The sequence below is a fragment of the Kitasatospora sp. NPDC034533 genome, from assembly GCF_055575155.1.
Genome location: NZ_JBVITE010000003.1, coordinates 1 through 23,315, shown reverse-complemented (window position 1 = coordinate 23,315; position 23,315 = coordinate 1). Strand labels below are relative to the sequence as shown.

General features: G+C 74.3%; 23 protein-coding genes. 14 read left to right on the top strand and 9 right to left on the bottom strand.

What is annotated here, in order from left to right; all coding sequences use genetic code 11:
* Positions 1-114: 114 nt before the first annotated feature.
* Positions 115-438: a hypothetical protein gene (locus ACZ55U_RS03150; protein WP_465521820.1), complete on the bottom strand. Its 324-nt coding sequence runs from the start codon at positions 436-438 to the stop codon at positions 115-117.
* A gap of 163 nt (positions 439-601) precedes the next feature.
* Positions 602-1,264 carry a polysaccharide deacetylase family protein gene (locus ACZ55U_RS03145; RefSeq protein WP_465521818.1) on the bottom strand — a complete coding sequence of 221 codons (663 nt, stop codon included), beginning with the start codon at positions 1,262-1,264 and terminating at the stop codon, positions 602-604.
* A gap of 473 nt (positions 1,265-1,737) precedes the next feature.
* On the opposite strand from ACZ55U_RS03145, the gene ACZ55U_RS03140 reads away from it, so the two are divergent.
* The gene (locus ACZ55U_RS03140; protein WP_465521816.1) at positions 1,738-2,595 is read left to right on the top strand and encodes an SAM-dependent methyltransferase; all 858 of its coding nucleotides are present in this window, start codon (positions 1,738-1,740) and stop codon (positions 2,593-2,595) included.
* 54 nt (positions 2,596-2,649) lie between these two features.
* On the opposite strand, the gene ACZ55U_RS03135 is transcribed toward ACZ55U_RS03140, so the two are convergent.
* A complete protein-coding gene (locus ACZ55U_RS03135) occupies positions 2,650-3,519 on the bottom strand; it encodes an Fpg/Nei family DNA glycosylase (RefSeq protein ID WP_465521814.1) in 870 nt (289 codons plus the stop codon).
* 220 nt (positions 3,520-3,739) lie between these two features.
* Between ACZ55U_RS03135 and ACZ55U_RS03130 the strand changes: the two genes are divergently transcribed.
* The 5 genes from ACZ55U_RS03130 to ACZ55U_RS03110 all read left to right on the top strand — a co-directional run bounded on the left by ACZ55U_RS03130 (position 3,740) and on the right by ACZ55U_RS03110 (position 7,192).
* Positions 3,740-4,255 carry an SRPBCC family protein gene (locus tag ACZ55U_RS03130; protein WP_465521812.1) on the top strand — a complete coding sequence of 172 codons (516 nt, stop codon included), beginning with the start codon at positions 3,740-3,742 and terminating at the stop codon, positions 4,253-4,255.
* Positions 4,256-4,353: 98 nt separating this feature from the next.
* Entirely contained in the window at positions 4,354-5,013 is a 660-nt protein-coding gene (locus ACZ55U_RS03125; protein ID WP_465521810.1) for a hypothetical protein, read from the top strand.
* A gap of 122 nt (positions 5,014-5,135) precedes the next feature.
* The gene (locus ACZ55U_RS03120) at positions 5,136-5,927 is read left to right on the top strand and encodes a DsbA family protein (protein ID WP_465521808.1); all 792 of its coding nucleotides are present in this window, start codon (positions 5,136-5,138) and stop codon (positions 5,925-5,927) included.
* A complete protein-coding gene (locus tag ACZ55U_RS03115; RefSeq protein WP_465521806.1) occupies positions 5,924-6,544 on the top strand; it encodes a vitamin K epoxide reductase family protein in 621 nt (206 codons plus the stop codon). The genes ACZ55U_RS03120 and ACZ55U_RS03115 overlap by 4 nt, the downstream gene beginning before the upstream one ends.
* A 54-nt stretch (positions 6,545-6,598) precedes the next feature.
* Complete coding sequence (locus ACZ55U_RS03110; protein ID WP_465521804.1) at positions 6,599-7,192, top strand: dihydrofolate reductase family protein; 594 nt, start codon at positions 6,599-6,601, stop codon at positions 7,190-7,192.
* A gap of 25 nt (positions 7,193-7,217) precedes the next feature.
* Here the strand turns inward: ACZ55U_RS03110 and ACZ55U_RS03105 are convergent, their stop codons facing one another.
* Together ACZ55U_RS03105 and ACZ55U_RS03100 are read right to left on the bottom strand one after the other, a co-directional pair.
* Positions 7,218-8,201, bottom strand: coding sequence for an adenosine deaminase (locus ACZ55U_RS03105; protein WP_465521802.1), 984 nt, complete (start codon positions 8,199-8,201; stop codon positions 7,218-7,220).
* A gap of 56 nt (positions 8,202-8,257) precedes the next feature.
* Entirely contained in the window at positions 8,258-8,446 is a 189-nt protein-coding gene (locus tag ACZ55U_RS03100; protein WP_465521800.1) for a hypothetical protein, read from the bottom strand.
* 104 nt (positions 8,447-8,550) lie between these two features.
* On the opposite strand from ACZ55U_RS03100, the gene ACZ55U_RS03095 reads away from it, so the two are divergent.
* Entirely contained in the window at positions 8,551-8,832 is a 282-nt protein-coding gene (locus ACZ55U_RS03095; RefSeq protein WP_465521798.1) for a DUF6158 family protein, read from the top strand.
* 145 nt (positions 8,833-8,977) lie between these two features.
* A complete protein-coding gene (locus ACZ55U_RS03090; protein ID WP_465521796.1) occupies positions 8,978-10,366 on the top strand; it encodes an NADP-dependent succinic semialdehyde dehydrogenase in 1,389 nt (462 codons plus the stop codon).
* Positions 10,367-10,396: 30 nt separating this feature from the next.
* Here the strand turns inward: ACZ55U_RS03090 and ACZ55U_RS03085 are convergent, their stop codons facing one another.
* Both ACZ55U_RS03085 and ku read right to left on the bottom strand, forming a co-directional pair.
* Positions 10,397-10,756: a hypothetical protein gene (locus ACZ55U_RS03085; protein WP_465521794.1), complete on the bottom strand. Its 360-nt coding sequence runs from the start codon at positions 10,754-10,756 to the stop codon at positions 10,397-10,399.
* Between the two features lie 59 nt (positions 10,757-10,815).
* Entirely contained in the window at positions 10,816-11,832 is a 1,017-nt protein-coding gene (ku, locus tag ACZ55U_RS03080; protein WP_465521792.1) for a non-homologous end joining protein Ku, read from the bottom strand.
* Positions 11,833-12,428: 596 nt separating this feature from the next.
* Here ku and ACZ55U_RS03075 point away from each other — a divergent pair.
* Both ACZ55U_RS03075 and ACZ55U_RS03070 read left to right on the top strand, forming a co-directional pair.
* Positions 12,429-13,868, top strand: coding sequence for an amino acid permease (locus tag ACZ55U_RS03075; protein ID WP_465521790.1), 1,440 nt, complete (start codon positions 12,429-12,431; stop codon positions 13,866-13,868).
* Between the two features lie 278 nt (positions 13,869-14,146).
* The gene (locus ACZ55U_RS03070; RefSeq protein ID WP_465521788.1) at positions 14,147-15,325 is read left to right on the top strand and encodes a helix-turn-helix domain-containing protein; all 1,179 of its coding nucleotides are present in this window, start codon (positions 14,147-14,149) and stop codon (positions 15,323-15,325) included.
* Between the two features lie 103 nt (positions 15,326-15,428).
* Here ACZ55U_RS03070 and ACZ55U_RS03065 read toward each other — a convergent pair whose 3' ends face one another.
* A complete protein-coding gene (locus tag ACZ55U_RS03065) occupies positions 15,429-16,217 on the bottom strand; it encodes a serine protease (protein WP_465521786.1) in 789 nt (262 codons plus the stop codon).
* A gap of 693 nt (positions 16,218-16,910) precedes the next feature.
* Between ACZ55U_RS03065 and ACZ55U_RS03060 the strand changes: the two genes are divergently transcribed.
* The 3 genes from ACZ55U_RS03060 (at position 16,911) to ACZ55U_RS03050 (ending at position 21,909) form a co-directional block, all read left to right on the top strand.
* Complete coding sequence (locus ACZ55U_RS03060; protein ID WP_465521784.1) at positions 16,911-17,552, top strand: aggregation-promoting factor C-terminal-like domain-containing protein; 642 nt, start codon at positions 16,911-16,913, stop codon at positions 17,550-17,552.
* 251 nt (positions 17,553-17,803) lie between these two features.
* A complete protein-coding gene (locus tag ACZ55U_RS03055) occupies positions 17,804-18,808 on the top strand; it encodes a glycosyltransferase family 2 protein (protein ID WP_465521782.1) in 1,005 nt (334 codons plus the stop codon).
* A gap of 179 nt (positions 18,809-18,987) precedes the next feature.
* Positions 18,988-21,909: an FAD-binding and (Fe-S)-binding domain-containing protein gene (locus tag ACZ55U_RS03050; protein WP_465521780.1), complete on the top strand. Its 2,922-nt coding sequence runs from the start codon at positions 18,988-18,990 to the stop codon at positions 21,907-21,909.
* Between the two features lie 108 nt (positions 21,910-22,017).
* Here ACZ55U_RS03050 and ACZ55U_RS03045 read toward each other — a convergent pair whose 3' ends face one another.
* Positions 22,018-22,521, bottom strand: coding sequence for a DUF1453 domain-containing protein (locus tag ACZ55U_RS03045; protein ID WP_465521778.1), 504 nt, complete (start codon positions 22,519-22,521; stop codon positions 22,018-22,020).
* A 69-nt stretch (positions 22,522-22,590) separates the two neighbouring features.
* On the opposite strand from ACZ55U_RS03045, the gene ACZ55U_RS03040 reads away from it, so the two are divergent.
* Positions 22,591-23,214 (top strand): TetR/AcrR family transcriptional regulator, encoded by a 624-nt coding sequence (locus ACZ55U_RS03040; protein WP_465521776.1) that lies wholly within the window; start codon positions 22,591-22,593, stop codon positions 23,212-23,214.
* Positions 23,215-23,315: the final 101 nt, after the last annotated feature.

Below are 23,315 nucleotides of genomic sequence, written 5' to 3'. Positions count from 1 at the left end.
CGGGCCGCACGACCACGGCAGGACGTACGGGCACGGCGGGGCGCCGGCGACCGGGCCGGACAGTACGAACCTACGCCGACCGTCCGGCCCGGTCCACCCCTCACCCCCCGGCGCTCAGGAGAAGACCACCGAGCGCAGCTTCAGCCGGTCGCTCGCCTTCTTTCCGGGGTTCAGGACGTAGTACTCACCGTCGCAGTCGAAGTCCAGGAAGACCGTGGCCGTGGACCGGGTGATGTTCTCCGGCGCGAACGCCGGCTCCTGCGCCGTGGCCTCCGGGATGTCGATGCACCGGCCGCTCGGCGGGTTGAAGAGCCCGCTCGTGGAGCCGAAACCGTACTTGTAGCGGAACTCGCCCTCGGCGGCGTGCGCCGAGAACGGAACGGCGAGGACGAGGGCGAGGGCGCTGGCGGCGGCGAGCACGGCGTTGCGGAGACGCATGAGTGAGGGCCTTTCAGGTGGTACTCGGCGGTACCCGGTTCATTGGTGCGAGAACACCCTAGAGCCCTCAAAAACGCAGAAACGGTTCTCTCAATCCACCCTTTTGGGTGGTTTAAACCTCAAAGCCGCTACCCTCCGTCGCCGGATGATCCACTCGGATCGCTCAGTTCGGCGGGGCCGTGAAGGAGTACCCCGAGTCGATCAGCACCGGCAGGTAGGCCTTCAGCGCCGCCACCGTCTGCGACCGGTCCCCGCCGCCGTCGTGGTTGAGCACGATCGACCCGGGGCGGACGTTCTTGAGGACGCGGTCGATGATCGCCGAGGTCCCCGGCCGGGCCCAGTCCCGCGGGTCCACCGACCAGGCCATGTTCCGCATCCCGAGGTCGGCGGCGATCCTGAGGGAGGCCGCGGACCAGTCCCCGCCCGGCGCCCGGAACCAGGTGGGCTGCCGGCCGGTGGTCCGCTGCAACAGGTCCGAGGTGCGCTCCAGCTCGTCCCTCACCTTGGCCTCGGACAGGTGCCGCAGCTCCGGGTGGGTCCAGGTGTGGTTGGCGATGTGGTGGCCGCGGTCCGCGATCTCCCGCACCAGGGCGGGGTGCTCCACCGCGTTCTCGCCGATCAGGAAGAACGTCGCCCTGATCCCGTACTGCTCGAACAGCGCCAGCACGGTCGGCGTGTACCGGGGGTCCGGGCCGTCGTCGATGGTGAGCGCCACGACCCGCTGCGCCGGGTCCAGGTCGTACACCGGCTTGGCCTCCGCATCGGTGAGCACCCGGCGCACGGGCACCGCGTCCGCCGGGGCGGTGGGGGACGCGGACGGCGGCACCGGCGAGGGCACGGTGGACGGCGTGCCCGCCGGAGTACCCGGCGAGGGCGCGGCCGGGGCGGAGTCCGGGACGCCCGGCGCTCCCCCGGGCCCGTCCGGAGCGGACGGAGCGGACGGAGCGGCGGCATCGGTCGCGCCCGGTTCGCCACCCTCCCCGCCACTCCAGGGACTCCGGCATCCGGCGGCCATCCCCAGAAGGGACATTCCGGCCGCAACCAGCAGCAATCTTCGCGAAGTAATCTGACGATCTGACAGCATTCTGGATGCTTCCCCCGGCCGCCACCGCCCCTCCCCGTGGGCAACTCCGACGGACCCGATCACCACTCCGACGGCCCAAGGACACCGCCCGCACACCTCGCGTCCCGGGTTCTTCCACCGATCTTCCCCGACCGGACGCTCCACCTCCCGTCCGGACCGCTACGCTGTGCCTTCCCCAGTGTGATGATCTGCCATCAGAGTCAGAGGACGTGGCCATGACGACGAGTCAGGACTCCCCCCGCCCGCGCCCGCAGGACGACGCCGCCGAGCTCAGCCAGTGGGAGCGCTTCGGTGTCGACACCACCGCCCCGCACTCTGCGCGCGTGTACGACTACTGGCTGGGCGGGAAGACCAACTTCCCGCCCGACCGCGCCATGGGACAGGCCATCGAGCAGGCCGTGCCGAGCGTCAAGGAGATGGCCAAGGCCAACCGGGCCTTCCAGGGCCGGGCCGTCCGCTACCTGGCCCAGGAGCACGGCATCCGCCAGTTCCTCGACCTCGGCACCGGCATCCCGACCTCGCCGAACACCCACGAGATCGCCGAGGCCGTCAGCCCCGGGACCCGGGTGGTCTACGTCGACAACGACCCGATCGTGCTCGCCCACGCCCGCGCGCTGATGGTCTCCAGCCCGGCCAGCCGCACCACCTACATCCACGCCGACCTGCGCAAGCCCGAGGAGCTGTTCGCCGACCCGGCGCTCACCGCCACCCTCGACCTCACCCAGCCGGTCGGCCTGCTGATGATCGCCGTGCTGATGCTGATCGCCGACGCGGACGACCCCTGGGCGCGGGTCGCCGCACTGCGCGACGCCCTGCCGGCCGGCAGCTGCCTCGCGCTGACCACGCCCACCCCGGACTTCGACCCGGAGGCCGTCGGCCAGGTCGCCGCCGCCGCCCGGGCCGGCGGGATGACCCTGGTGCCGCGCGGCTACGACGACGTGGTCCGCTTCTTCGACGGCTGGGAGCTGATCGAGCCGGGCGTCACCCCGGTGCTGGCCTGGCGCCCGGACGGCGAGCCGCCGGCCGACCCGAAGGCCGCGTACTACTGGGGCGGCGTCGCGATCAAGCGCTGACGCCGCCGGGCGGGTGGGACGGCCCGCGACCGCCGCCCCATCCCGCCCCGGAGGTCACTTCAGCAGCCGGGACAGCCGCCGGTCCGCCAGCGGCTTGCCCCCGGTCTGGCACGTCGGGCAGTACTGGAGGGAGGAGTCCGCGAAGGACACCTCCCGGATGGTGTCCCCGCACACCGGGCAGGGCTCGCCCGTGCGGCCGTGCACCCGCAGCCCGAGCTTCTTCTCCGCCTTCAGCTCCCCCGCCGCCAGTCCGCGCGAGCGCTCCACCGCCTCGCGCAGCGTGTCACCGAGCGCCTCGTACAGCCGGGCCACCTCGTCCTCGGTCAGGCTCGCGGCCACCTTGTACGGCGACATCCGGGCCGCGTGCAGCACCTCGTCCGAGTAGGCGTTGCCGACTCCGGCCAGCACGCTCTGGTCCCGCAGCACGCCCTTGATCCGCCGCCGCTCGCCGCGCAGCAGGGCGGCGAAGTCCGCCGGGGCGAAGGCCGGATCCAGCGGGTCCGGGCCGAGCCGGGCCACCCCGGGCACCTCGGCCGGGTCCCGCACCACGTAGACCGCGAGGCCCTTCTTCGATCCGGCCTCGGTGAGGTCGAAGCCGTCCGCCGCCTCGCCCTCCAGCCGCACCCGCAGCGCCAGCGGGTTCCGCGGGCTCGGCCGCGGCGGCTGCTCGGGCAGGCCGTCCTTCCAGCGCAGCCAGCCGGCCCGGGCCAGGTGGACCACCAGGTGCAGCCCCTCCGCCTCGATGTCCAGGAACTTGCCGCGCCTGGTCACCGGGCCGACCCTCCGCCCCTCCAGCGCCGTCACCGGCGGGTCGTACGTCTTCAGCGCGCTGATCGCCACCGGCTGCACCCGGGCGATCACGCGCCCGGTCAGCCGCTCGGACAGGAAGGCGCTCAGTGCCTCCACCTCGGGCAGCTCCGGCATGCGGCCAGTCTCCCGCAGTCGGCGGCCCGCCGCGCGCGCACCCGGCCCGTCCGCCTCCGCCCGCGGGGGAGCGCACCCACCCACCCCGCACCCACCCACCCCGCACCCACCGTCAACGCCCACGCGCTCACCCTCCGCGTCCCCTCTCCCCCGCGCCCACCCGCTTTTGCCCGCCCCCACCCCGAGGCGCAGGCTGGATGCGAGGAGGTGCCGCGCCGCCATGAGCACCCTTGAGGAACAGATCGACATCGCCGTCCCCGTCCTCGCCGCCTGGGAGCAGTTGCACCGGGTGCACGAGTACCCGCGGTTCGTCGACGGCGTCCGCAGCGCCCAGCCGCACGGGCGGAACCTCGCCCACCTCGGGGTGGCGATCGGCGGCGCCGAGCGCTCCGTGGACACCGAGATCACCGACCGCGGCCGGGGCCGGGTGATGGCCTGGCGGACGCTCGACTCCCTCCGGCTGCGCGGCGCCTTCGCCTTGCGGCCGCTCGACTCCCGGCACACCCGGGTGCAGATCCGGGTGGAGTACGACCCGGAGGCGGTGCACCGGGAGTTCGGCGGACCGCGCGGCTTCGCCCAGGCAGGGGCGATCGAGCGGGCGGTGCGCGAGGACCTGGACCACTTCCGGGAGCTGGTCGAGGCCCGGGTGCACGCCGCCGACGCCCACGCCACCGGCCCCGGCACCCACGCCACCGGCCCCGAGGCCCGTCCGTCAGACCCCGGCGCGCGCCCGTAAGGACCGCATAAGCCCAGCTCAGCGCGGGTGGTGAGGCTGTTCACAGCGCGCCGCCGGGCCGACCGTCCGGCTTTCAACCTGTGGCAGACTCGGAAGCCATGGACATCGGCCCGGTCACCAGGACGCTCCGCGCGGCGGTCTTCGCCGCGCTGGTCGTGCTGCTCGCCGGGCTCGGCCAGGTGCTGGTCACCGGCCGCGCGCTGCCGGTCGGCCCGATGCTGCTCACCTCGGTCGCCGTCTTCGCGGTGGCCTACGCGCCGGCCGGCCGCGAGCGCGGCTACCCGGCGATCGCCGCGGTGTTCCTGCCGCTGGAGCTGGCCGCCGGCGCGCTGTTCGGCCTCGCCCAGAGCACCTGTCCCTCCCTGCCGCCCGGTGCCGGGCACGGCCTCCAGCCGCTGCTGTGCGGTGGCGGCTCGCTCGGCGGCTTCCTGGTCGGCCACGGCGTCTCCCCGCGGGCCGGTGTGCTGCTGCTCCTGCTGCTGCACACGGTGATCGCGCTGGCCGGCGCCTACTGGCTGCGCCGTGCGGACGCCGCGCTGGGCTGCCTGACCGGTGCCGTGCGGATGCTGGGCGAGTTCCTGCACCGCCACCTGCCGGCCGCCGCCCGCTGGCTGCGGCTGCTGCTCGCGCCGCTGCCGTCCCGCCCGGTGGCGCGGGTGCCGTTCCCCCGGGCCAGCCGCGCGCTGGTCCCCGCCGAGGACGTCGTCGTCCGCCCGGCCGTCCGGCGCGGCCCGCCGGTGTTCGCCCTGGCCGCCTGAGCCGCAGCGCCGAGCCCGTAGCGCTCCCGCCCCGCTCAGCAGTCGGCTGCCTCTCCCCCTCGCACGGCCCCGAAGCGCCGTGCGCCTTCCCGTACGCCCGAGAGCACAGGACGACGACACCCATGAGCAACACCCGCAAGACCGACAAGAAGACCTCCGCCACCGAGCGCATGCGCACCGCCCGCGCCCAGGCCGAGCGCTCCGACCGGATCCGCCGCCGGGTCGTGATCGGCGGCGCCTCCGCCGCCGTGCTCGCCCTGGCGGCGGGCGTGGCCTTCGCCGTCGGCGGCTCCTCCGGCTCCGGTTCGGGCGCCGCGAACGGCCCGCTGGTCGTCCCGGCCAACGCGAGCGGCACCGACGGCACCGTGATCACCTACGGCAAGGCGGACGCCCCGCACACGCTGGAGGTCTACGAGGACTTCCGCTGCCCGTTCTGCGAGCAGCTGGAGACCACCACCGGCAAGGCGGTGCAGCAGCTCGCCGACGACGGCACGTACAAGATCGAGTACCACCTGGCGACGTTCCTGGACAACAACCTCGGCGGCAAGGGCTCGCGCACCGCGCTGGCCGCCGCCGGCGCCGCGCTGAACGAGGGCGTGGACAAGTTCAAGCAGTTCCACGACGTGCTGTACGCCAACCAGCCGGACGAGCGCAGCGACTCCTTCGGCGACGTCAACCACCTCCTGGACCTGGCCGGCCAGGTGCCGGGCCTGAAGACCGACGCCTTCGTCAAGGCCGTCCAGGACGGCACCTACGCGCCGTGGGCGGCCAAGGTCAACGCCGAGTTCAACAAGAGCGACGTCACCGGCACCCCGACCGTGAAGCTGGACGGCAAGAAGCTGGACGTCCTCACCAACGGCAAGGCCGTCTCCCCCGAGCAGTTCACCGCGATGGTCAAGCAGGTGACCGGATGACGGCCGGGGCCCCCACCGTCCGGCCCTCCTACGGCGCGGGCCGCCCGTTCGCCTGGCTGCTGCTGATCGGCGGCGCGGTCGGCCTGTTCGCCTCGGCCGTCCTCACCCTGGACAAGATCAAGCTGCTGAAGGACCCGTCCTACGTCCCCAGCTGCAACATCAACCCGATCATCAGCTGCGGCTCGATCATGCGCAGCGAGCAGGCCGAGGCCTTCGGCTTCCCCAACTCGCTGATCGGGCTGGTCGCCTTCGGGGTGGTCGTCGCGGTCGGCGCCGGGCTGCTCTCCGGCGCGGCGTACCGGCGCTGGTTCTGGCTCGGCCTCCAGGCCGGGACCGTGTTCGGCATCGGCTTCGTGACCTGGCTGATGTACCAGGCGCTGTACCGGATCGGCGCGCTCTGCCCGTACTGCATGGTGGTGTGGGCCGCGGTGATCCCGCTCTTCTGGTACACCACGCTGCACAACCTGCGCTCCGGCGTGATCCCGGTGGGCCCGCGCCTGCGGGTGGTCGTCCGGGAGGCGGCCCGCTACCACTGGGTCCTCCCGGCGCTCTGGTACGCGGTGATCGCGCTGCTGGTCCTCAACCGGTTCTGGTACTACTGGAGCACCCTGATCTGATCCCCGTCCGCCGCCCTGCCGTTCCCTCGGCGAGGGCGGCGGACCGTCCTCCCGGTGGGTGCCGTGCGCCGCAGGATCGTCCTCTTCGTGTCCCTCTCGGTCGACGGCTACTTCGAGGGCCCCGGCCACGACCTCGGCTGGAACCTCGTCGACGACGAGGTGCACACCCATTTCAACCACGTGCTCGCCCGTATGGGTGGTTTCGTCTCCGGCCGGGTGACGCACGAGCTGATGGCCTCCTACTGGCCCACCGCCGACCAGGATCCGGCCGTCGACCGCCCGACGGCCGAGTTCGCGGGCATCTGGCGCGCGATGCCGAAGACCGTCTTCTCCCGCACCCTCGACCGCGCCGACTGGAACACCACCGTCGTCCGCGAGGTCACCCCCGAGTCGGTCGCCGCGCTCACCGCCGGCCCCGGCGGCGACCTCACCCTCAGCGGGGCGAACCTGGCCGCGTCCTTCCTCGCCCAGGACCTGGTCGACGAGTTCCGCTTCTACGTCCACCCCGTCGTCCTGGGCCGCGGCACCCTCTTCTTCCGCCCGACCGACAGCCCCACCCCGCTCGCGCTGAAGGACACCCACCGCTTCACCAACGGCGTCACCCTGCTCCACTACGAGCGCGGCGGCCCGTCACCCCTGGACGGGTGACGAGCCGCGGTGCCGGGCGGGCCGGTCAGAAGACGTAGGCCTCGACCTCGGCGAGGAGTTCGGCACGGCGCCGCTCGTCGATGAACGAGGCCCGGAAGGAGTTGGCGGCCAGCAGGCGCAGCGTCTCCTGGTCGAGCGAGAGGGCCTCGCGGACGGCGCGGAAGTTGTCCTCCACGTAGCCGCCGAAGTACGCCGGGTCGTCGGAGTTGACGGTGACCAGCAGGCCTGCCTCCAGCATCTCGTCCAGCGGGTGGTCGGCGATCGTGTCGATGCAGCGCAGCCGGACGTTGGAGAGCGGGCAGAGGGTCAGCGGGATCTGCTCGCGGACCAGGCGGGCGACCAGCTCGCCGTCCTCCAGGCAGCGCAGCCCGTGGTCGATCCGCTCGACGCCGAGGACGTCCAGCGCCTCGGTGATGTACGAGGCCGGGCCCTCCTCGCCCGCGTGGGCGACCCGGCGCAGCCCGGCCTCGGCGGCCCGGCGGTAGACCTCGCGGAACTTCACCGGCGGGTGGCCGACCTCGGCGGAGTCCAGGCCGATGCCCGCGATCCGGTCGAAGTACGGGCGGGCGGCCTCGAAGGTCTCCAGCGCGGACTCGGCGGACTCGTCCCGCAGGAAGCACATGATCAGCTGGGTGCTGATGCCGTAGCGCTCCTCGCTGCGCTCCAGCGCCCGGGTCAGCCCGTCGACCACCACGCCCAGCGGCACCCCGCGCGCGGTGTGCGCCTGCGGGTCGAAGAAGATCTCCGCGTGCCGCACGCCCTGCTCGGCGGCCCGGGCCAGGTAGGCGTCGGCGAGGTCGGCGTAGTCGTCCTCGGTGCGCAGCACGGCCATCAGCGCGTAGTAGAGGTCCAGGAAGGACTGGAGGTCGCTGAAGGAGTAGGCCTCGCGCAGCGCCTCGGTGTCGGCGTACGGCAGCCGGACGCCGTTGCGGGCGGCGAGCTCGAAGGCGAGTTCGGGCTCCAGGGTGCCTTCGATGTGCAGGTGGAGTTCGGCCTTGGGAAGCGGCATGTGCGATCTGTGTCCGAGCAGTAGGCGTGGACCCGAAGGTCATGGAAGGAATCATCCTATGAGCTGCCCGATTTGGGGGCGGTAGGCAGCTCCCGGAGGGTGCGCAGCGGCGAGAGCAGCGGCACCGCTCCGGCCAGGACGAGCAGGCCCGCCATCACCCACATGGTGGCACGCAACCCGACGGCCTCGCCCAGCCACCCACCGGCCAGGGCGCCGAGCGGAATGGTGGCGTAGCCGGCGAACATCGCGCCGGTCGCCACCCGGACCAGCAGCTCGGGGGCGAACGGGTGCAGCGGCGGCGGTCGGGCGGCACCCTGTAGGAGGGGACTTCCGCCGAGGAGGCACCGAGATGCGGCACGCCGAAGACCCGCACATCCGGCCCGCGGGCATCTCCGCGCACGCCCTGGGCAACGACACGCTCCTGCACGAGCTGGAGCAGCTGCACCGCACGCGCCACGAGACCTTCCTGTACGGCTCGGAGGAGGCGCTGAAACGCCACACGCTGCGCACCGGGGAGCTGGAGGCCGAGTACCTGCACCGCTTCCCCAACCGGCAGGTCACCGCCGCCCGGACGAGGGCCGGGGCCCGGGCCCGGGAGGCGGCGGCCCGGGTGGAGTCGCTGCCGGAGTAGCCCGGGCGGCCGACCCGACCGCACGCGCGACCGCGCGCCCGACGACGGGACACGCCGGGCGCGCGGTGGTGTGCCCGGAGCCGGGCCGTCGGGGAGGGTGGAAGGACAGACGCACGGACCCTCGAACCCCTCCAGGGAGCCCCGCATGCCCATCGCCAGCGTCAACCCCGCGACCGGCGAGACCCTCCAGACCTTCGAACCCCTCGACGCGGCCGGCATCGAGCGGCGGCTGGCCCGCGCCGAGGCCTCCTTCCAGAGCTGGCGCGGCACCTCCTTCTCCGCCCGCGCCGCCCTGATGCACCGCGCCGCCGACCTGCTGGACCAGGGCCAGGAGACGGTCGCCCGCACCATGACCGAGGAGATGGGCAAGCCGCTCTCCGCCGCCCGCGCCGAGGCCGCCAAGTGCGCGAAGGCGATGCGCTGGTACGCGGACAACGCGGAGGCGCTGCTCGCCGACGAGCACCCGGCCGACGGCGACGTCGCCGACTCCGGCGCCGCCCGCGCCTATGTCCGCTACCGACCCATCGGCCCGGTTTTGGCCGTCATGCCCTGGAATTTCCCCTTCTGGCAAGTCGTCCGGTTCGCCGCGCCGGCCCTGATGGCGGGCAACGTCGGGCTGCTCAAGCACGCCTCCAACGTCCCGCGCACCGCGCTGGCGCTGGAGGACCTGTTCCAGCGGGCGGGCTTCCCGGAGGGCTGCTTCCAGACCCTCTTGATCGGCTCGGGCGCGGTCGAGGACGTGATCCGCGACCGCCGGGTCGCCGCCGTCACCCTCACCGGCAGCGAGCCGGCCGGGCGGGCGGTCGCCGCCACCGCCGCGGACGAGGTGAAGAAGGCCGTCCTGGAACTCGGCGGCAGCGACCCGTTCGTCGTCCTGCCGAGCGCCGACCTGGACGCCGCGGTGCGCACCGCCGTCCGGGCCCGGGTGCAGAACAACGGCCAGTCCTGCATCGCCGCCAAGCGCTTCATCGTGCACACCGACGTGTACGACCGCTTCACCGCCGCCTTCACCGAGGCCATGCGCGCGCTGCGGGTCGGAGACCCGATGGACGAGGACACCGACGTCGGCCCGCTGGCCAGCCGCCAGGGCCGGGACGACCTGGAGGAACTGGTCGAGGACGCCCGCACCCGCGGCGCCCGGGTGGAGTGCGGCGGCGGGCGGCCGACCGGCTGGGACACCGGCTGGTTCTTCGAGCCGACGGTGCTGACCGGCATCACCCCGGCCATGCGGATCCACCAGGAGGAGACCTTCGGCCCGGTCGCCACCGTCTACCGGGTGGCCGACCTGGACGAGGCGGTGGCGGTCGCCAACGACACCCCGTTCGGGCTCAGCGCCAACGTCTGGACCACCGACGAGGCCGAGCGGGAACGCTTCGTCCGGGACATCCAGGCCGGCGGGGTGTTCTTTAACGGGATGACGGCCTCCCACCCGGCGCTGCCCTTCGGCGGCGTCAAGCGCTCCGGGTTCGGGCGGGAGCTGTCCGGGCACGGGATCCGGGAGTTCTGCAACGTCACCACGGTGTGGATCGGCTGAGCCCTCCCGGCCCCGCCCACCCCGGCCGGGTCAGGACACCACCCGGTGCCTGCCCGGTCCGGGGGTCATCCAGCGGGCGACCACCCCGCCCAGGGCGACCAGCGTCAGACCCCAGAAGATCGCCATCGGCACCAGCACCGGCAGCAGGCTCACCTGGACGGCGACCATGCAGAGGCCGATCGACAGCGCGACCATGAACGTCACCACGGTGGGGCTGAGGCTGAGCAGCCAGTGCCAGGCGAGGTGGCCGAAGCCCCGGCTCCTGCGGGCTCCGGGGCGGGCCCCGGGCTTCGCTCCGGTTCCGGTTCCGGTTCCGGCTTCGGTCCGGGCCGCGGCCTCGGCCTCGGCTTCGGTCCGGGCGTCGAGTTCCTTGTAGGTCAGCAGGTCCATCGGGATCGCCTCCAATGCTGGACGGCTGGACGTTCGCGGGAAGCCTGACCCGGAGGGGGTCAGGACGCCTTGCGGGGGGCCGCGGACTTCCGGGTGGTGGTCTTCTTCGCCGCCGAGCCCTTCGCTGCCGAGTCCTTGGCGGCGGTCTTCGAGTCGCTCTTGGAGGCCGCCGTCTTCGAAGCCGTCTTCGAGGCGGACTTGGAGGCGGATTTCCCGGCGGCCGGCGCGCTCTTCCTCGCCGGGGCCCGCTTGCCCGCCGAAGGACCCGGCGAAGGCTCCTCCTCGGCCCCGGCACCCCGCCCGCCCTTGGCCTGCTTGAGGCTGCTGCGCAGCGCCTCCATCAGGTCGATCACGTTGTCCGGCGCCTCGCCCGGCTCCTCCTCGTGCGGCACCTCGACGCCCTCCAGGCGGGCGGTGATCACCTGCTGGAGCGCCTGCTGGTAGTCGTCGTGCAGCTGGGAGAGGTCGAAGTCCTCGGAGAGGGTGTCCATCAGCGACCGCGCCATCTTGAGCTCCTGCGGCCGGACGGTGACGTCCCCCTCGGGCCCGATGCCGGCCGACGGGCGGACCTCGTCGGGCCAGATGCAGGTCTGGAGCACCAGGGTGTTGTCGTGCACCCGCAGCACCGCGGGCGACTCCCGGGTGCGCAGCGCGATCTTGGTGACGGCGATCTGCCCGGACTGGGTGAGCGCGTCGCGCAGCAGCGCGTACGGCTTGGCGGCGGCCTGGTCGGCGACGCCGACGTAGTAGGCCTTGGAGAACATCAGCGGGTCGATCTCGCCCTCGTCCACGAAGGCCAGCACGTCGATGACCTTCTTGCTGGGCAGCGGCAGGTCGGCGAGGTCCTCGTCGGAGAGCGTGACGGTCCGCCCGTCGGGGGACTCGTACCCCTTGGCGATCTCCGCGTACGGGACCTCCTTCTCCTCCCGCTCGCAGTACCGCTTCATCCGCACCCGGCCGCCGTCCTTCGCGTGCACCTGGTGCAGCGGGACGTCGTGCTCCTGGGTCGCGGAGTACAGGTGGACGGGGATGCTGACCAGCCCGAAGCTGATCGTCCCCTTCCAGGTGGTCTGCATGGGGTCGCTCCTACGGCATCCCCCCGGGAGTCCCACTGTGCCCGGATTTGCGCGGATCGGCCACACCGCGCCGACAATGGGCCGAGGAGGTCGATGCGGATGACCGCCCGCGGCCGGGAGGACCGGCAGGACCGTGACCAGGCGCCGCCGCCGGAGCGGTACGGCTACCTGGTGACGTACGCGGTGCGGGGCGAGCCCGGCGTCCGGCGCGCGGAGGTGACCGTGGTGCCCGGATACTCACAGGAGGAGGACATCCCCCGGATCCTGGCCGCCCGGCTGACCGGGCGGGCCTCGGACGCGGAAGCGCTCACCGTCCTCGAACTGCGGCCGATCCGAACAGGCCGACCTGAGCACCAACAGGGCCTGGAGGCCTTATCGATCACTGACGATGCGTCAGATTTGAGGTTTCCATGCCACCTTTCCACCCACTCTGACCAGGACTTTTGTGTTCGTTCAGCGAACAGTTACCAAGACATTGTTCCGATCATCGGTGCACAGAAGTTAGGTTGCGACGCAACGCGCGGTTCAGTCCCCCACCCTCAGGCACATCGAGCCGAGGGACGTACGCCGCGCTGGAAAGGCACAGGGCACCCTTGATGAGTGCGGACACCACCAGGCCCGTGGCGGCCACGAAGGTCCCCCACCAGCCGGGACCGATCGGACACGGTGGCGACGGCCACCTGAAGGCGGGTCTCAAGAACCGCCACCTCTCGATGATCGCCATCGGCGGCGTGATCGGCGCCGGCCTCTTCGTCGGCTCCGGCGCGGGCATCGCGACCACCGGCCCGGGCATCCTGCTCTCCTACACGATGGCCGGCGTGCTGGTCGTCCTGGTGATGCGGATGCTCGGCGAGATGGCCGCGGCCGACCCGCAGAGCGGCTCCTTCTCCGCGTACGCCGACCGGGCGCTCGGCCGCTGGGCCGGGTTCACCATCGGCTGGCTGTACTGGTTCTTCTGGGTCGTGGTGCTCGCGGTCGAGGCGACGGCCGGCGCGAAGATCCTCAACGGCTGGATACCCGGCGTGCCGCAGTGGGGCTGGGCCCTGATCGTCATGGCCGTGCTGACCTCCACCAACCTCTTCTCGGTCGCCTCCTACGGCGAGTTCGAGTTCTGGTTCGCCGGCATCAAGGTCGTCGCGATCGCCGCCTTCCTGGTGATCGCCACCCTCGCCGTCTTCGGCGTGCTGCCGGGCACCCACGCGGTCGGCGCCACCAACCTCACCGGCCACGGCGGCTTCCTGCCGCACGGGGTGGGCGCGGTGTTCACCGGCATGCTCACCGTGGTCTTCGCCTTCATGGGCAGCGAGATCGTCACCCTGGCCGCCGGCGAGTCGGAGGACCCGGAGAAGGCGGTCAGCAAGGCCACCAACAGCGTCATCTGGCGCATCGGGATCTTCTACCTGGGCTCGATCCTGCTGGTGGTCACCCTGCTGCCGTGGGACTCCGCCGACGTCAAGGCGAGCCCGTACGTGGCCGTGCTGGACCACGTCGGCATCCCGCACGCGGGCCAGGTGATGGACGTGATCGTGCTGACGGCCGTGCTGTCCTGCCTCAACTCCGGGATGTACACCGCCTCCCGGATGGCCTTCTCGCTCGGCCAGCGCGGGGACGCCCCGAAGTCCTTCGCGACCGTCACCGGGCGCGGCGTGCCGCGGGTCGCGATCCTGGCCTCCGTGGTGTTCGGCTTCGTCGCCGTCTTCCTCAACTACACCTCGCCGGACACGATCTTCGCCTTCCTGCTCAACTCCTCCGGCGCCGTCGCGCTCTTCGTCTGGCTGGTGATCTGCTTCTCCCAGCTGCGGATGCGCAAGATCATCGAGCGCGAGATGCCCGAGCGCCTGACCGTCCGGATGTGGCTGTACCCGTACCTGACCTGGGCGGCCATCGGCATGATCGGCTTCGTGGTGGCGTACATGTTCACCGACGCCGGCGGGCGCAAGCAGATGTACCTGTCGCTGGTCGCAGCAGCCATCGTGCTGGCGGCCTCGGCCGTGGTGGGCCGACGGCGGCGGGCCGCGGTGGCGGCGGGCTCCTGACCCGCCCGCCCCGCGCGTGAACGCCGGGCCCGGGAGCCGATGCGGAGGCTCCCGGGCCCGGCGCCGTCGTACGTCCGGACCGAACAGGCCGGGCCCACCGGCCGGACCGGGCCGACCGGCCGGACCGGACCCACCGACCGCGCCGGGCTGACCGGACCCACCGGCCGGACCGACCCGTCCGGCACCTCCCCGCGCCGTTTGACCGGGGCAGGACAAGGGGGATACCAGGGCAGCGGCGCTCCCCCACGAGCGCCCCCACACCCGCCCCGGGAGACCTCGTGCCGCCCTTACCCACCCCCACCCCTCCCCCGCCGCCCCCGCCCCGCACGGCACCCGAGTCCGCGCGCCTGCGCTTCGGCCGCCGGCTGCGGCACTGGCGCGAGGCCCGCGGCCTCAGCCAGGCCGAGTTCGGCCGGCTGCTCGGCTACCACGACTCGCTGATCAGCCGGGTGGAGAACGCCCGCCGCTGGCCGCCGCCCGGGATGCCCGCCCGGGCCGACGAGCTCCTGCTCGCCGACGGCGAGCTGGCCGAGCTCTGGCAGGCCGTCCAGCGGGAACGCGAACGGCTCGGCGAACGCGCCGCCGCCCGGCCGCCGCTCGCCCCCGGCGCCGCCCCGCCGGACGCCGCCACCGTCGAGGTGCTCGCCCACCTGCTGGCCGTCTACCGCTCCGCCGCCGTCCGGATCGGCGCCGAGGGGCTCGCCGCCGTCCTGGAGCACCACGCCCACAGCCTGCTCGGCCGGCCGCGCTCCGCCCCGCGCGAGCGCCTCACCGCCGGCCGCTCGCTCGCCGCCCAGTACGCCGAGCTCGCCGGCTGGGCCCACTTCGAGGGCGACCGCCACGCCCGAGCGCTCAGCTGGTACGCCACCGGCCTGGAACGGGCCCGTGCCGCCGGAGACCGCGCCACCGCGGCCGCGCTGCTCACCAGGCAGAGCACCCTGTACTGGTGGCACGGCGACCCGGCCACCGCGCTCGCCCTGGCCGAGGCCGCCCGGGCCGCCGCCCCTCCGCTGCCGGGGCCGCACGCCTGGGCCGCCGTCGCCCAGGCCCACGCCCATGCGCTGGCCGGCCGGGCGCTCCAGGTGCGCCGGGCACTGGCGGACGCCCGGCGGCTGACCGAGGCCGCGCCGCGCTCCGGCGAACCGACGCCCTGGTCGGCGCGGGCCGAGCTGGTGCTGGCCGTGGCCGACGGCACCTGCCACCGGGACCTCGCCGTCCGCACCGGCCGCGCCGTCCACGCCCGCACCGCGGCGGCCCGGCTGGAGGACGCGCTGCGCCTCCTCGACCCGGCCGCCCATCCGCGCGACCACGCCCTGGTCACCGCCCGCCTCGCCGGCGTCCACGCCCTCACCGGCCGGGCCGGGGCCGCCGCCGCCCTGCTCGCCCGGCTGCCGCCGCACGCCACCGGCCGGATCGCCCGGGAGCGGCGGCGGGCCGAGGAGTGGCTGCGCCGGTGAACCTCCCGGCGCAGCGGGCGCATCCGGTCCACCGCGCGGCGACGGGGCCGGCCACCACCCTCGGGGGTGGTGGCCGGCCCTGCCGTACCGGTGCCGCCGGCGCTCAGAGGCGGGCCGCCGCCGCGGCGATGGCGGACGCGTAGGTGCTCACCTGGGTGTAGACGCCCGGGTAGCCCGGGCGGGCGCAGCCGTTGCCCCAGCTGACGATGCCGACCTGGACCCAGCGGCCCGCCGTGTCCTGGCGCACCATCGGGCCGCCGGAGTCGCCCTGGCAGGTGTCGACGCCGCCCTGGGTGACGTAGCCGGCGCAGAGCGAGCCGGCGGTGTTCAGGCCCGGGTAGGCGCGGGCGCAGGTCGCGTCGTCGACGAACGGCACGGTGGCCTTGAGCAGGTACCGCTGCTGGGCGCCGCCCTCGCGCGCCGCGCCCCAGCCCATGATGGTGAAGGTGCCGCTGTCATAGGCGGTGGAGGTGGCGATCGGCAGGGTGCTGACCAGGCTGCTGTTCACCGGCGAGGCCAGCTTGATCAACGCCCAGTCGTTCCCGTTCTCGGCGCCGGTGAAGGCAGGCGACTGGTAGACGTACGAGGAGCGGACCGTGATCGCGCTGCCGCTGTTCAGGTCGACCGCCCCGAAGGTGGCGGTGATGGTGCTGTCGGCACCGGTGCCGTCGACGCAGTGGGCCGCGGTGAGCACGATCTGCGAGGTGTAGAGCGCGCCGCCGCAGCCCATCGAGAGCCGTGCCATGAACGGGAACTCGCCCTGCGCCGCCCGGGTGCCGCCGACCACGGAGGGGGACGGCGCGGGCGAGGCGGCGGCGGGCAGCACCAGCAGGCCGACGCCGAGCACCAGACCTGACAACAGGCTGACCATTCGGCCGAGTTGACGCTTCATCGGGCTCCTCCTCGACAGGTGGGGGAGCACCGAGGGTGGCCGAGCGGGCGGCGCGGCGGGAGGGGTCGGGCCTTGCCGCCCGGAACTGGCAGGAACACGGCAATCGGGGTTCCGGGCCCGGCGCCCCCGGGTCCCGCACCCCGGCCACCCGCGAACCCGTGTCCACCCGCTCACACCGCGTCGACGCCGGGGCCGCGAGCGTGTGAGCCCGCCCACAGGGGGTTCGCCGTCCACGATCCCCGATAGTGGACGGGCACCCCGCCACTCCCGCCCCGGCCCGGTCTGGGCGCCTCAACCGGGCCGTCCACGACCGGGCTCCGCCTGAAGAGCGCAGGCCACCGGGCCCGATGCCCTCGGGTTCCACTTTCGGCGCCGCGCGTGGGCCCTGGATGGATAAAGCGGACAAATCTCAGCAAACACGCCGCCAGGCTCCGCCATGACCGTCCCGTAGCCACGACCCGGCGTAGTAGCGAACGCCTTTGCCACCCGTCCCCGGCCCTGCCAAGAATGGCCCGTCGCCGGGCAGCGCCGGCCGGCCGGCTCCACCGCGCAGCCCGTCCGCCCCGCCGCTTCCGCCGGCGCGACACGGCCGTCCAGGGCGGCCGCACGGCCCCGCTCACCCGGGGTTCCACGCGATGCCCCGCCCCGGTGCCCCACCGGCCCGGCCCCCGACGGAGAAGGAACGTCCGCTTCATGCAGCTCAGCCACGCCCGCCGCAACTCCCTGATCACCGGCGTCGCCACCCTCGTGGTCTCCGCCGCCGCCACGGCCGCCCTCGCCATCCCGCAGGTCGGCGACCCGGCCGAGGCCGCCCCCGTGGCCGCCGTCTCGCTCGACGGGCAGCCGGTCGCCGACCAGGGCCAGGACGGCACCGCCGCTGCCGAGCAGGCCGCCCAGGAGGCCCGGGCGAAGGCCGACGCGGACGCCGCCGCCCAGGCCCAGGCCGAGGCGCAGGCCCAGGCGGACGCCAAGGCCAAGGCCGACGCCGAGGCCGCGGCCTCCCGCTCGCAGGAGCGCCAGAACCTGAACAGCGCGCCGGCCACCTACTCCGGCACCCCGCAGCAGATCGCCGCGCAGATCGTCCCGGCCGGCCAGCTCCAGTGCTTCAGCAACATCGTGTTCCGCGAGAGCAGCTGGAACCCGCTCGCGGTCAACGCCTCCTCCGGCGCCTACGGCCTGGTGCAGGCCCTGCCCGGCTCCAAGATGGCCTCCGCCGGCGCCGACTGGCGCACCAACCCGGCCACCCAAATCAAGTGGGGCCTGAACTACATGAACACCCGCTACGGCAGCCCCTGCGCCGCCTGGTCCTTCTGGCAGACCCACCACTGGTACTGAGCCCTCCCGTTCGGACCCGAGCCCAACCCACCGGCCCGGCCCGCGACGCACCGAGCGTCGCGGGCCCGGTGCGTCGCGGGCCCGGTGCGTCGCGGGCCTGGCGCGCATCGCCGCAGGTCGGAGCCCGTGGACACGGCCGGAAGACGGCGTGAAGATATGGCGCACGCCCGGACGATTTGCCACCGATTGCTCCGAATCACCCACCGTCACGGCTTTGCCACCCTTCTCGGGCCCTCCTACGCTCCGGCGTCATGCGCCCACCCCTGATCAGCGTCGTGCTCCCCGCCTACGACCAGCACGAGCAGCTCGCCGACTGCCTGGACTCGCTGCTCGCGCAGTCCCTGGCCGACGTCGAGGTGATCGTGGTCGCCGACCGCTCCCCCGAGACCGCGACCGGGCTCGCCGAGGCGTACGCGGCGCGGCACCCGCGGATGTCGGTGCTGCGCCTGAACGCGGCGGTCGGCGTCGGGGCGAGCCGCAACGCCGGGGCGGCCCGGGCCACCGGCGAGTACCTGCTGTTCCTCGACGCCGACCACCTGCTGCCCCGGGACGCCCTGCGCACGATCGCCGACCGGCTGAAGCAGACCGGCCCGGTCGACGTCCTGCTGTTCGGCCACTCCCGCCGGCACCAGGGCCGCGACTGGCCCGGCGGCGCGGAGGCGCTGCTCGCCGAGGCCGGCCACGAGCCCTTCGCCCCCTTCGACCGCCCGGCGCTGTTCGGCGCCCCGCCGCTGGTCTGGGACAGGCTGATCCGCCGCGACCACTGGTCGCGGCTCGGCCTGGCCTTCCCGCCCGGCCGCTACGAGGAGGTCCCGGTGGCGCACGCCGCGCTGCTCGGCGCCCGGACGGCTGCCGTGCTGGCGCGCGAGTGCGTCCAGCTGCGCCGCCGGGAGACCGTCCACCCGGCGAGCGGCCCGGGCAGCAGCGTCTTCGACCTGTTCGAGCAGTACGAGCGCAGCTTCGCCCTGCTGACCGACCAGCCGCACCTGTACGCGGTGCGCGACGCGCTGTTCGTCCGGATGGTCCGGCACTACCTGTTCGTCCTCGACCTGGCCGGCTGCGTCACCCGCGCCGAGCGCCCGCAGTTCTTCCACCGGGCCGCCGAGCACCACCGCCGTTTCCAGCCGCCCGGCCACCGCAGGCCGGGCGGCCGCGAGGGGATCAAGTTCTCGTTGCTGGCGGGCGGCGCCTACCCGGCCTTCGAGGTCGCCAAGCTCTCCCACATCGCGCGCGGCACGCTCACCGGGAGGAAGTGACCGGCCCCGGGCAGGTGCCCGGCCGCCGGTGCCCACGGCCGCGGACTCCGGCCGGCGTGATCGCCGGGAGCGCCGCACGACACCCCGTCGGCGGTACGCCCGTCGCGCCCGGTACCCGGCGGGCCCCGCGCCTGCGATCATCGGCGGAGCCGTCGCCGCACCCGCCCGGGAGGTCCCTGGTGAGCCGTCCGTCCGCCGACCCCGGGGCCGCGCTGGCCCGCGAGCTGGCCGCCGTGCTGCGCGGCGAGGTCCGCTTCGGCGCCGCCGAGCGCACCGTCTACAGCCAGGACGCCTCCAACTACCGGCAGTTGCCGCTCGGCGTGGTCAAGCCCGCCGACCTGGACGACGTGCGCACCGCGCTGGCGCTGTGCCGCGAGCACCGGGTGCCGGTGGTGGCGCGCGGGGCCGGGACCAGCATCGGCGGGCAGGCGGTCGGCCCGGGCGCGGTGGTCCTGGACTTCCGCCGCCACCTGGGCGCGGTGCTGGAGATCGACCCGCAGGCCCGCACCGCGCGCGTCCAGCCCGGCACCGTCCTGGACGACCTCCAGCGCGCGGCCCGGCCGTACGGGCTGCGCTTCGGCCCGGACCCGTCCACGCACAGCCGCTGCACCCTCGGCGGCATGATCGGCAACGACTCCTGCGGCTCGCACTCACTGGCCTGGGGACGCACCGCCGACAACGTCGAGCGGCTGGAGCTGCTGCTCGCGGACGGCACCGAGCTGACCGTCGGCGGGCGGCTCACCGCCCGGGAGCGCGCCGCGCTCGCCGAGCCGCCCGGGCGGGTCGGCCGGCTCCACGGCCGGCTCCAGGAGTTCACCGACCGCAACCTCGCCGTCATCCGCCAGGGCATGCCCGAACTGCCGCGCCGCACCTCCGGCTACCCGCTGGACGCGCTGCTGCCCGAGCGCGGCCACGACCTGGCGCGGGCGCTCACCGGCACCGAGGGCACCTGCGCGCTGCTGCTCGGCGCCACCGTGCGCCTGGTCGAGGACCCGCCCGCCCGCGCCCTGGTGGTGGCCGGCTACCCCGACGAGGGCGCCGCCGCCGACGCCGTCCCGGCACTGCTGCCGTACGGGCCGCTGACCGCCGAGGGCATGGCGGCCGACCTGATCGCCGCGCTGCTCGCCGCCGGCCCCCGACCGCCCGCGCTGGACCGGCTGCCGGCCGGCGAGTGCTGGCTGTTCCTGGAGACCGGCGGCGCCACCCCCCGGGAGGCCTACCAGGCGGCCCGCCGGCTCGCCGACGCGGTGCGCCGCGAACGCTCGGCCGGCGTCGCCCTGGTCACCGACCCGGACGAGCAGCGCCAGCTGTGGGCCGTCCGGGAGGCGGGCGCCGGGATCGTCACCCGGCTGCCCGGGGGCGGCGCGGCCTGGCCCGGCTGGGAGGACTCCGCCGTCCCGCCCGAGCGGCTCGGCGACTACCTGCGGGACCTGCGCGCCCTGCTGCGCCGGCACAGCCTGCACGGCGTCCCGTACGGGCACTTCGGCGACGGCTGCGTGCACCTGCGGATCGACTTCCCGCTGGAGGAGCCCCAAGGGGTGCTGGTCTTCCGGGAGTTCCTGGAGCAGGCCGCCGATCTCGCGGTCTCGTACGGCGGTTCACTCTCCGGCGAGCACGGCGACGGACAGGCCCGGGCCGAGCTGCTGCCGCGCATGTACCCGCCCGAAGTCATCGCCCTGTTCGGCGAGTTCAAGCGGATCTGGGATCCGGAGAACCTGCTCAACCCGGGCGCCCTGGTCGATCCCCGGCCGCTCGACGCCGACCTCCGCTTCGTCACCGCCCCGCACCGCACCCTGCCGCCGGCCCTTCCGTACGAGCAGGACGGCGGCAGCCTGGCCAGGGCGGTGCACCGCTGCGTCGGTGTCGCCAAGTGCGTGGCCCCCGGCAGCGGGGTGATGTGCCCGAGCTACCTGGCCACCGGCGAGGAGCGGCACTCCACCCGGGGGCGGGCCCGGCTGCTCGCCGAGATGCTGCGCGGGGCGGGCGCGCCTCCCGGCCACCAGGGCGGGGCGGCGATCGCGGACGGCTGGCGGTCGGAGGAGGTCCGGGAGGCGCTGGACCTGTGCCTCAGCTGCAAGGGATGCGCGAGCGACTGCCCGGTCCACGTCGACATGGCCACCTACAAGGCCGAGTTCCTGCACCAGCACTACCGGCACCGGCCGCGCCCGCTCGCGCACTACTCGATGGGCTGGCTGCCGCTCTGGCTGCGGGCCGTGGCGCTCGCGCCGGGGGCCGCCAACGCGCTCGCCCGCTCCCGGGCCGGCGCCCTGGTCAAGCGGCTCGGAGGGATCGACCGGCGCCGGGTACTACCGGTGTTCCCGCCGCAGACCTTCACCGCCTGGTACCGGCGGCACCGTGCCGAGCACCCGGCACCGGCGGGCGCCCGGCCGGTGCTGCTGTGGCCGGACACCTTCTCCGACCACCTCCAGCCGGACGTACCGCGCTCCGCCGTCGAGGTGCTCGAACATCTGGGCTTCGACGTCCGGCTGCCCTCCGGCCCGGTCTGCTGCGGCCTCACGTGGTACTCCACCGGCCAACTCGGCATCGCCCGCCGGGTGTTGCGGCGCAGCCTGCGGGTGCTGGCGGCGGACGGGCTCCGGGCCGACACCCCCGTGATCGGCCTGGAGCCGAGCTGCACCGCGACCCTGCGCGAGGACCTGCCCCGGCTGCTCGGCGCGGAGGGCCGCCCGCTCGCCGACCGCACCCGCACCTTCGCCGAGTTCCTCGACGAGTACGCCCCGGACGCCCCGCTCCCCCGGACCCGGCTGGACGCCCTCACCCAGACCCACTGCCACCAGCACGCGGTGCTCGGCAGCGCCGCCGACCGCCGGGTGGAGGCCCGACTCGGCCTCGACAACCGGGTGCTGGAGGCGGGCTGTTGCGGCCTGGCGGGCGACTTCGGCTTCGAGCGGGGCCACTTCGAGGTGTCCGAGGCCATCGCGGAGCGGGTGCTGCTGCCCGAGCTGCGCGCCGCCGGGCCGGGGACGGTGGTCCTGGCGGACGGCTTCAGCTGCCGCACCCAGATCGCCCAACTCGCCGACGGGCGCCGGGCCCTGCACCTGGCGGAGCTGATCGCCCGGGAGCTGCGGGGCCGGTCGTAGGACCTGGGCCGCGTCTCATCGTTCGCGTCGGATCAGGGCGCCCGGCGGGAACGACGCGGCACGGCCCAGCCGTGCGCCGCGTACCGGTTCGGGTTTCGACGACCGGAGTTACCGACGGAGCCGCTCCAAGGGGCTCGGATCCCGCCGCTCGGGCGCGAACGGAACCTGCGAGGTGAGCCCCCGGTAGCCGACCACCAGGGCCTCGCCCAGGAAGCCGACGCCGATGGACAGTTGGACCGGACGGGCGTCGGCGGCCAAACCGAAGTGCGCGGCGAGCGCGGCGAAGCCGGCCATTACCGCGAGCGAGACCGCCGCGACCAGGAAGGTGCGGCCGGTGTAGCGCTGCCACAGCACGCCCTCCCGTTCGTAGACCCGGATGGTGGCGCCGCGCACCGCCCCCAGCGCGACACCGAGCACGGAGCCCGCCACGATCCAGCCGTAGTCGGCGGCACCGAGCCCGTGGCGCTGGGCGACCGCCCACACGCCGAGACCGGTGAGCACCACCGGCGCCCCGAAGAGGTCCCGGACGTTGAGCGGTTCGCCGCGCAGCCGCCGGATCACCACCACCACGACCACCGCGGCGATCAGCCCCGCATGGACCCAGCCGTTCATCCCCACTCCCCTTTTGTAGCTCGACCGTGCTAAATCAGCAATTTAGCTCGGCCGTGCTATAACGGCAACATGCCGAAGATCGTCGACCCCGTGGAGCGCCGCCAGGCCGTCGCCGACGCCGTCCTGCGCGTCGCGGCCCGGGAGGGGCTGGAGCACACGTCACTGCGCAACGTCGCCGAGGAGGCCGGACTGGCCGTCGGCTCGGTGCGGCACTACTTCGCCGGCAGCTCGGAGCTGATGATCTTCGCGATGCGGGAGCTGGCCCGCCGGATCGAGACCCGGATCCGCGCCCACGCCGCCGTCCTGCTCGACCCGGCCGCCGTCGGCACCGAACGGCGCGAGCGGACCGTCCGGCTGCTCGCCGAAACCCTCCCGCTGGACGCCGAGCGCCGGGAGGAGTCCGCGCTCTGGCTCTCCTTCGTCACCGCCGCCCGCACCCGGCCCGACCTGCGACCCCGCGCCGCCGAGATGCAGGCCGGGCTCGACGACCTGGTCCGGCGCGTCCTCGCCGAGGCCGAACGCGCCGGAGGCCTGGCCCCCGGCCTCGACCTCGGCATCGAGACCCGCAGGCTCTCCGCCCTGCTCGACGGCCTCACCCTCCAGGCCGTCCAGCACCCCGACCTGGTCGGCCCGGAGGAGCTGCGCGCGGTGCTCCGCCGCCACCTCGACACCCTGGCCGCGCCGTCGGCGTGACGGGCCCGGGGGGGGGGGGGGGGGGGGGGGGGGGGGGGGGGGGGGGGGGGGGGGGGGGGGGGGGGGGGGGGGGGGGGGGGGGGGGGGGGGGGGGGGGGGGG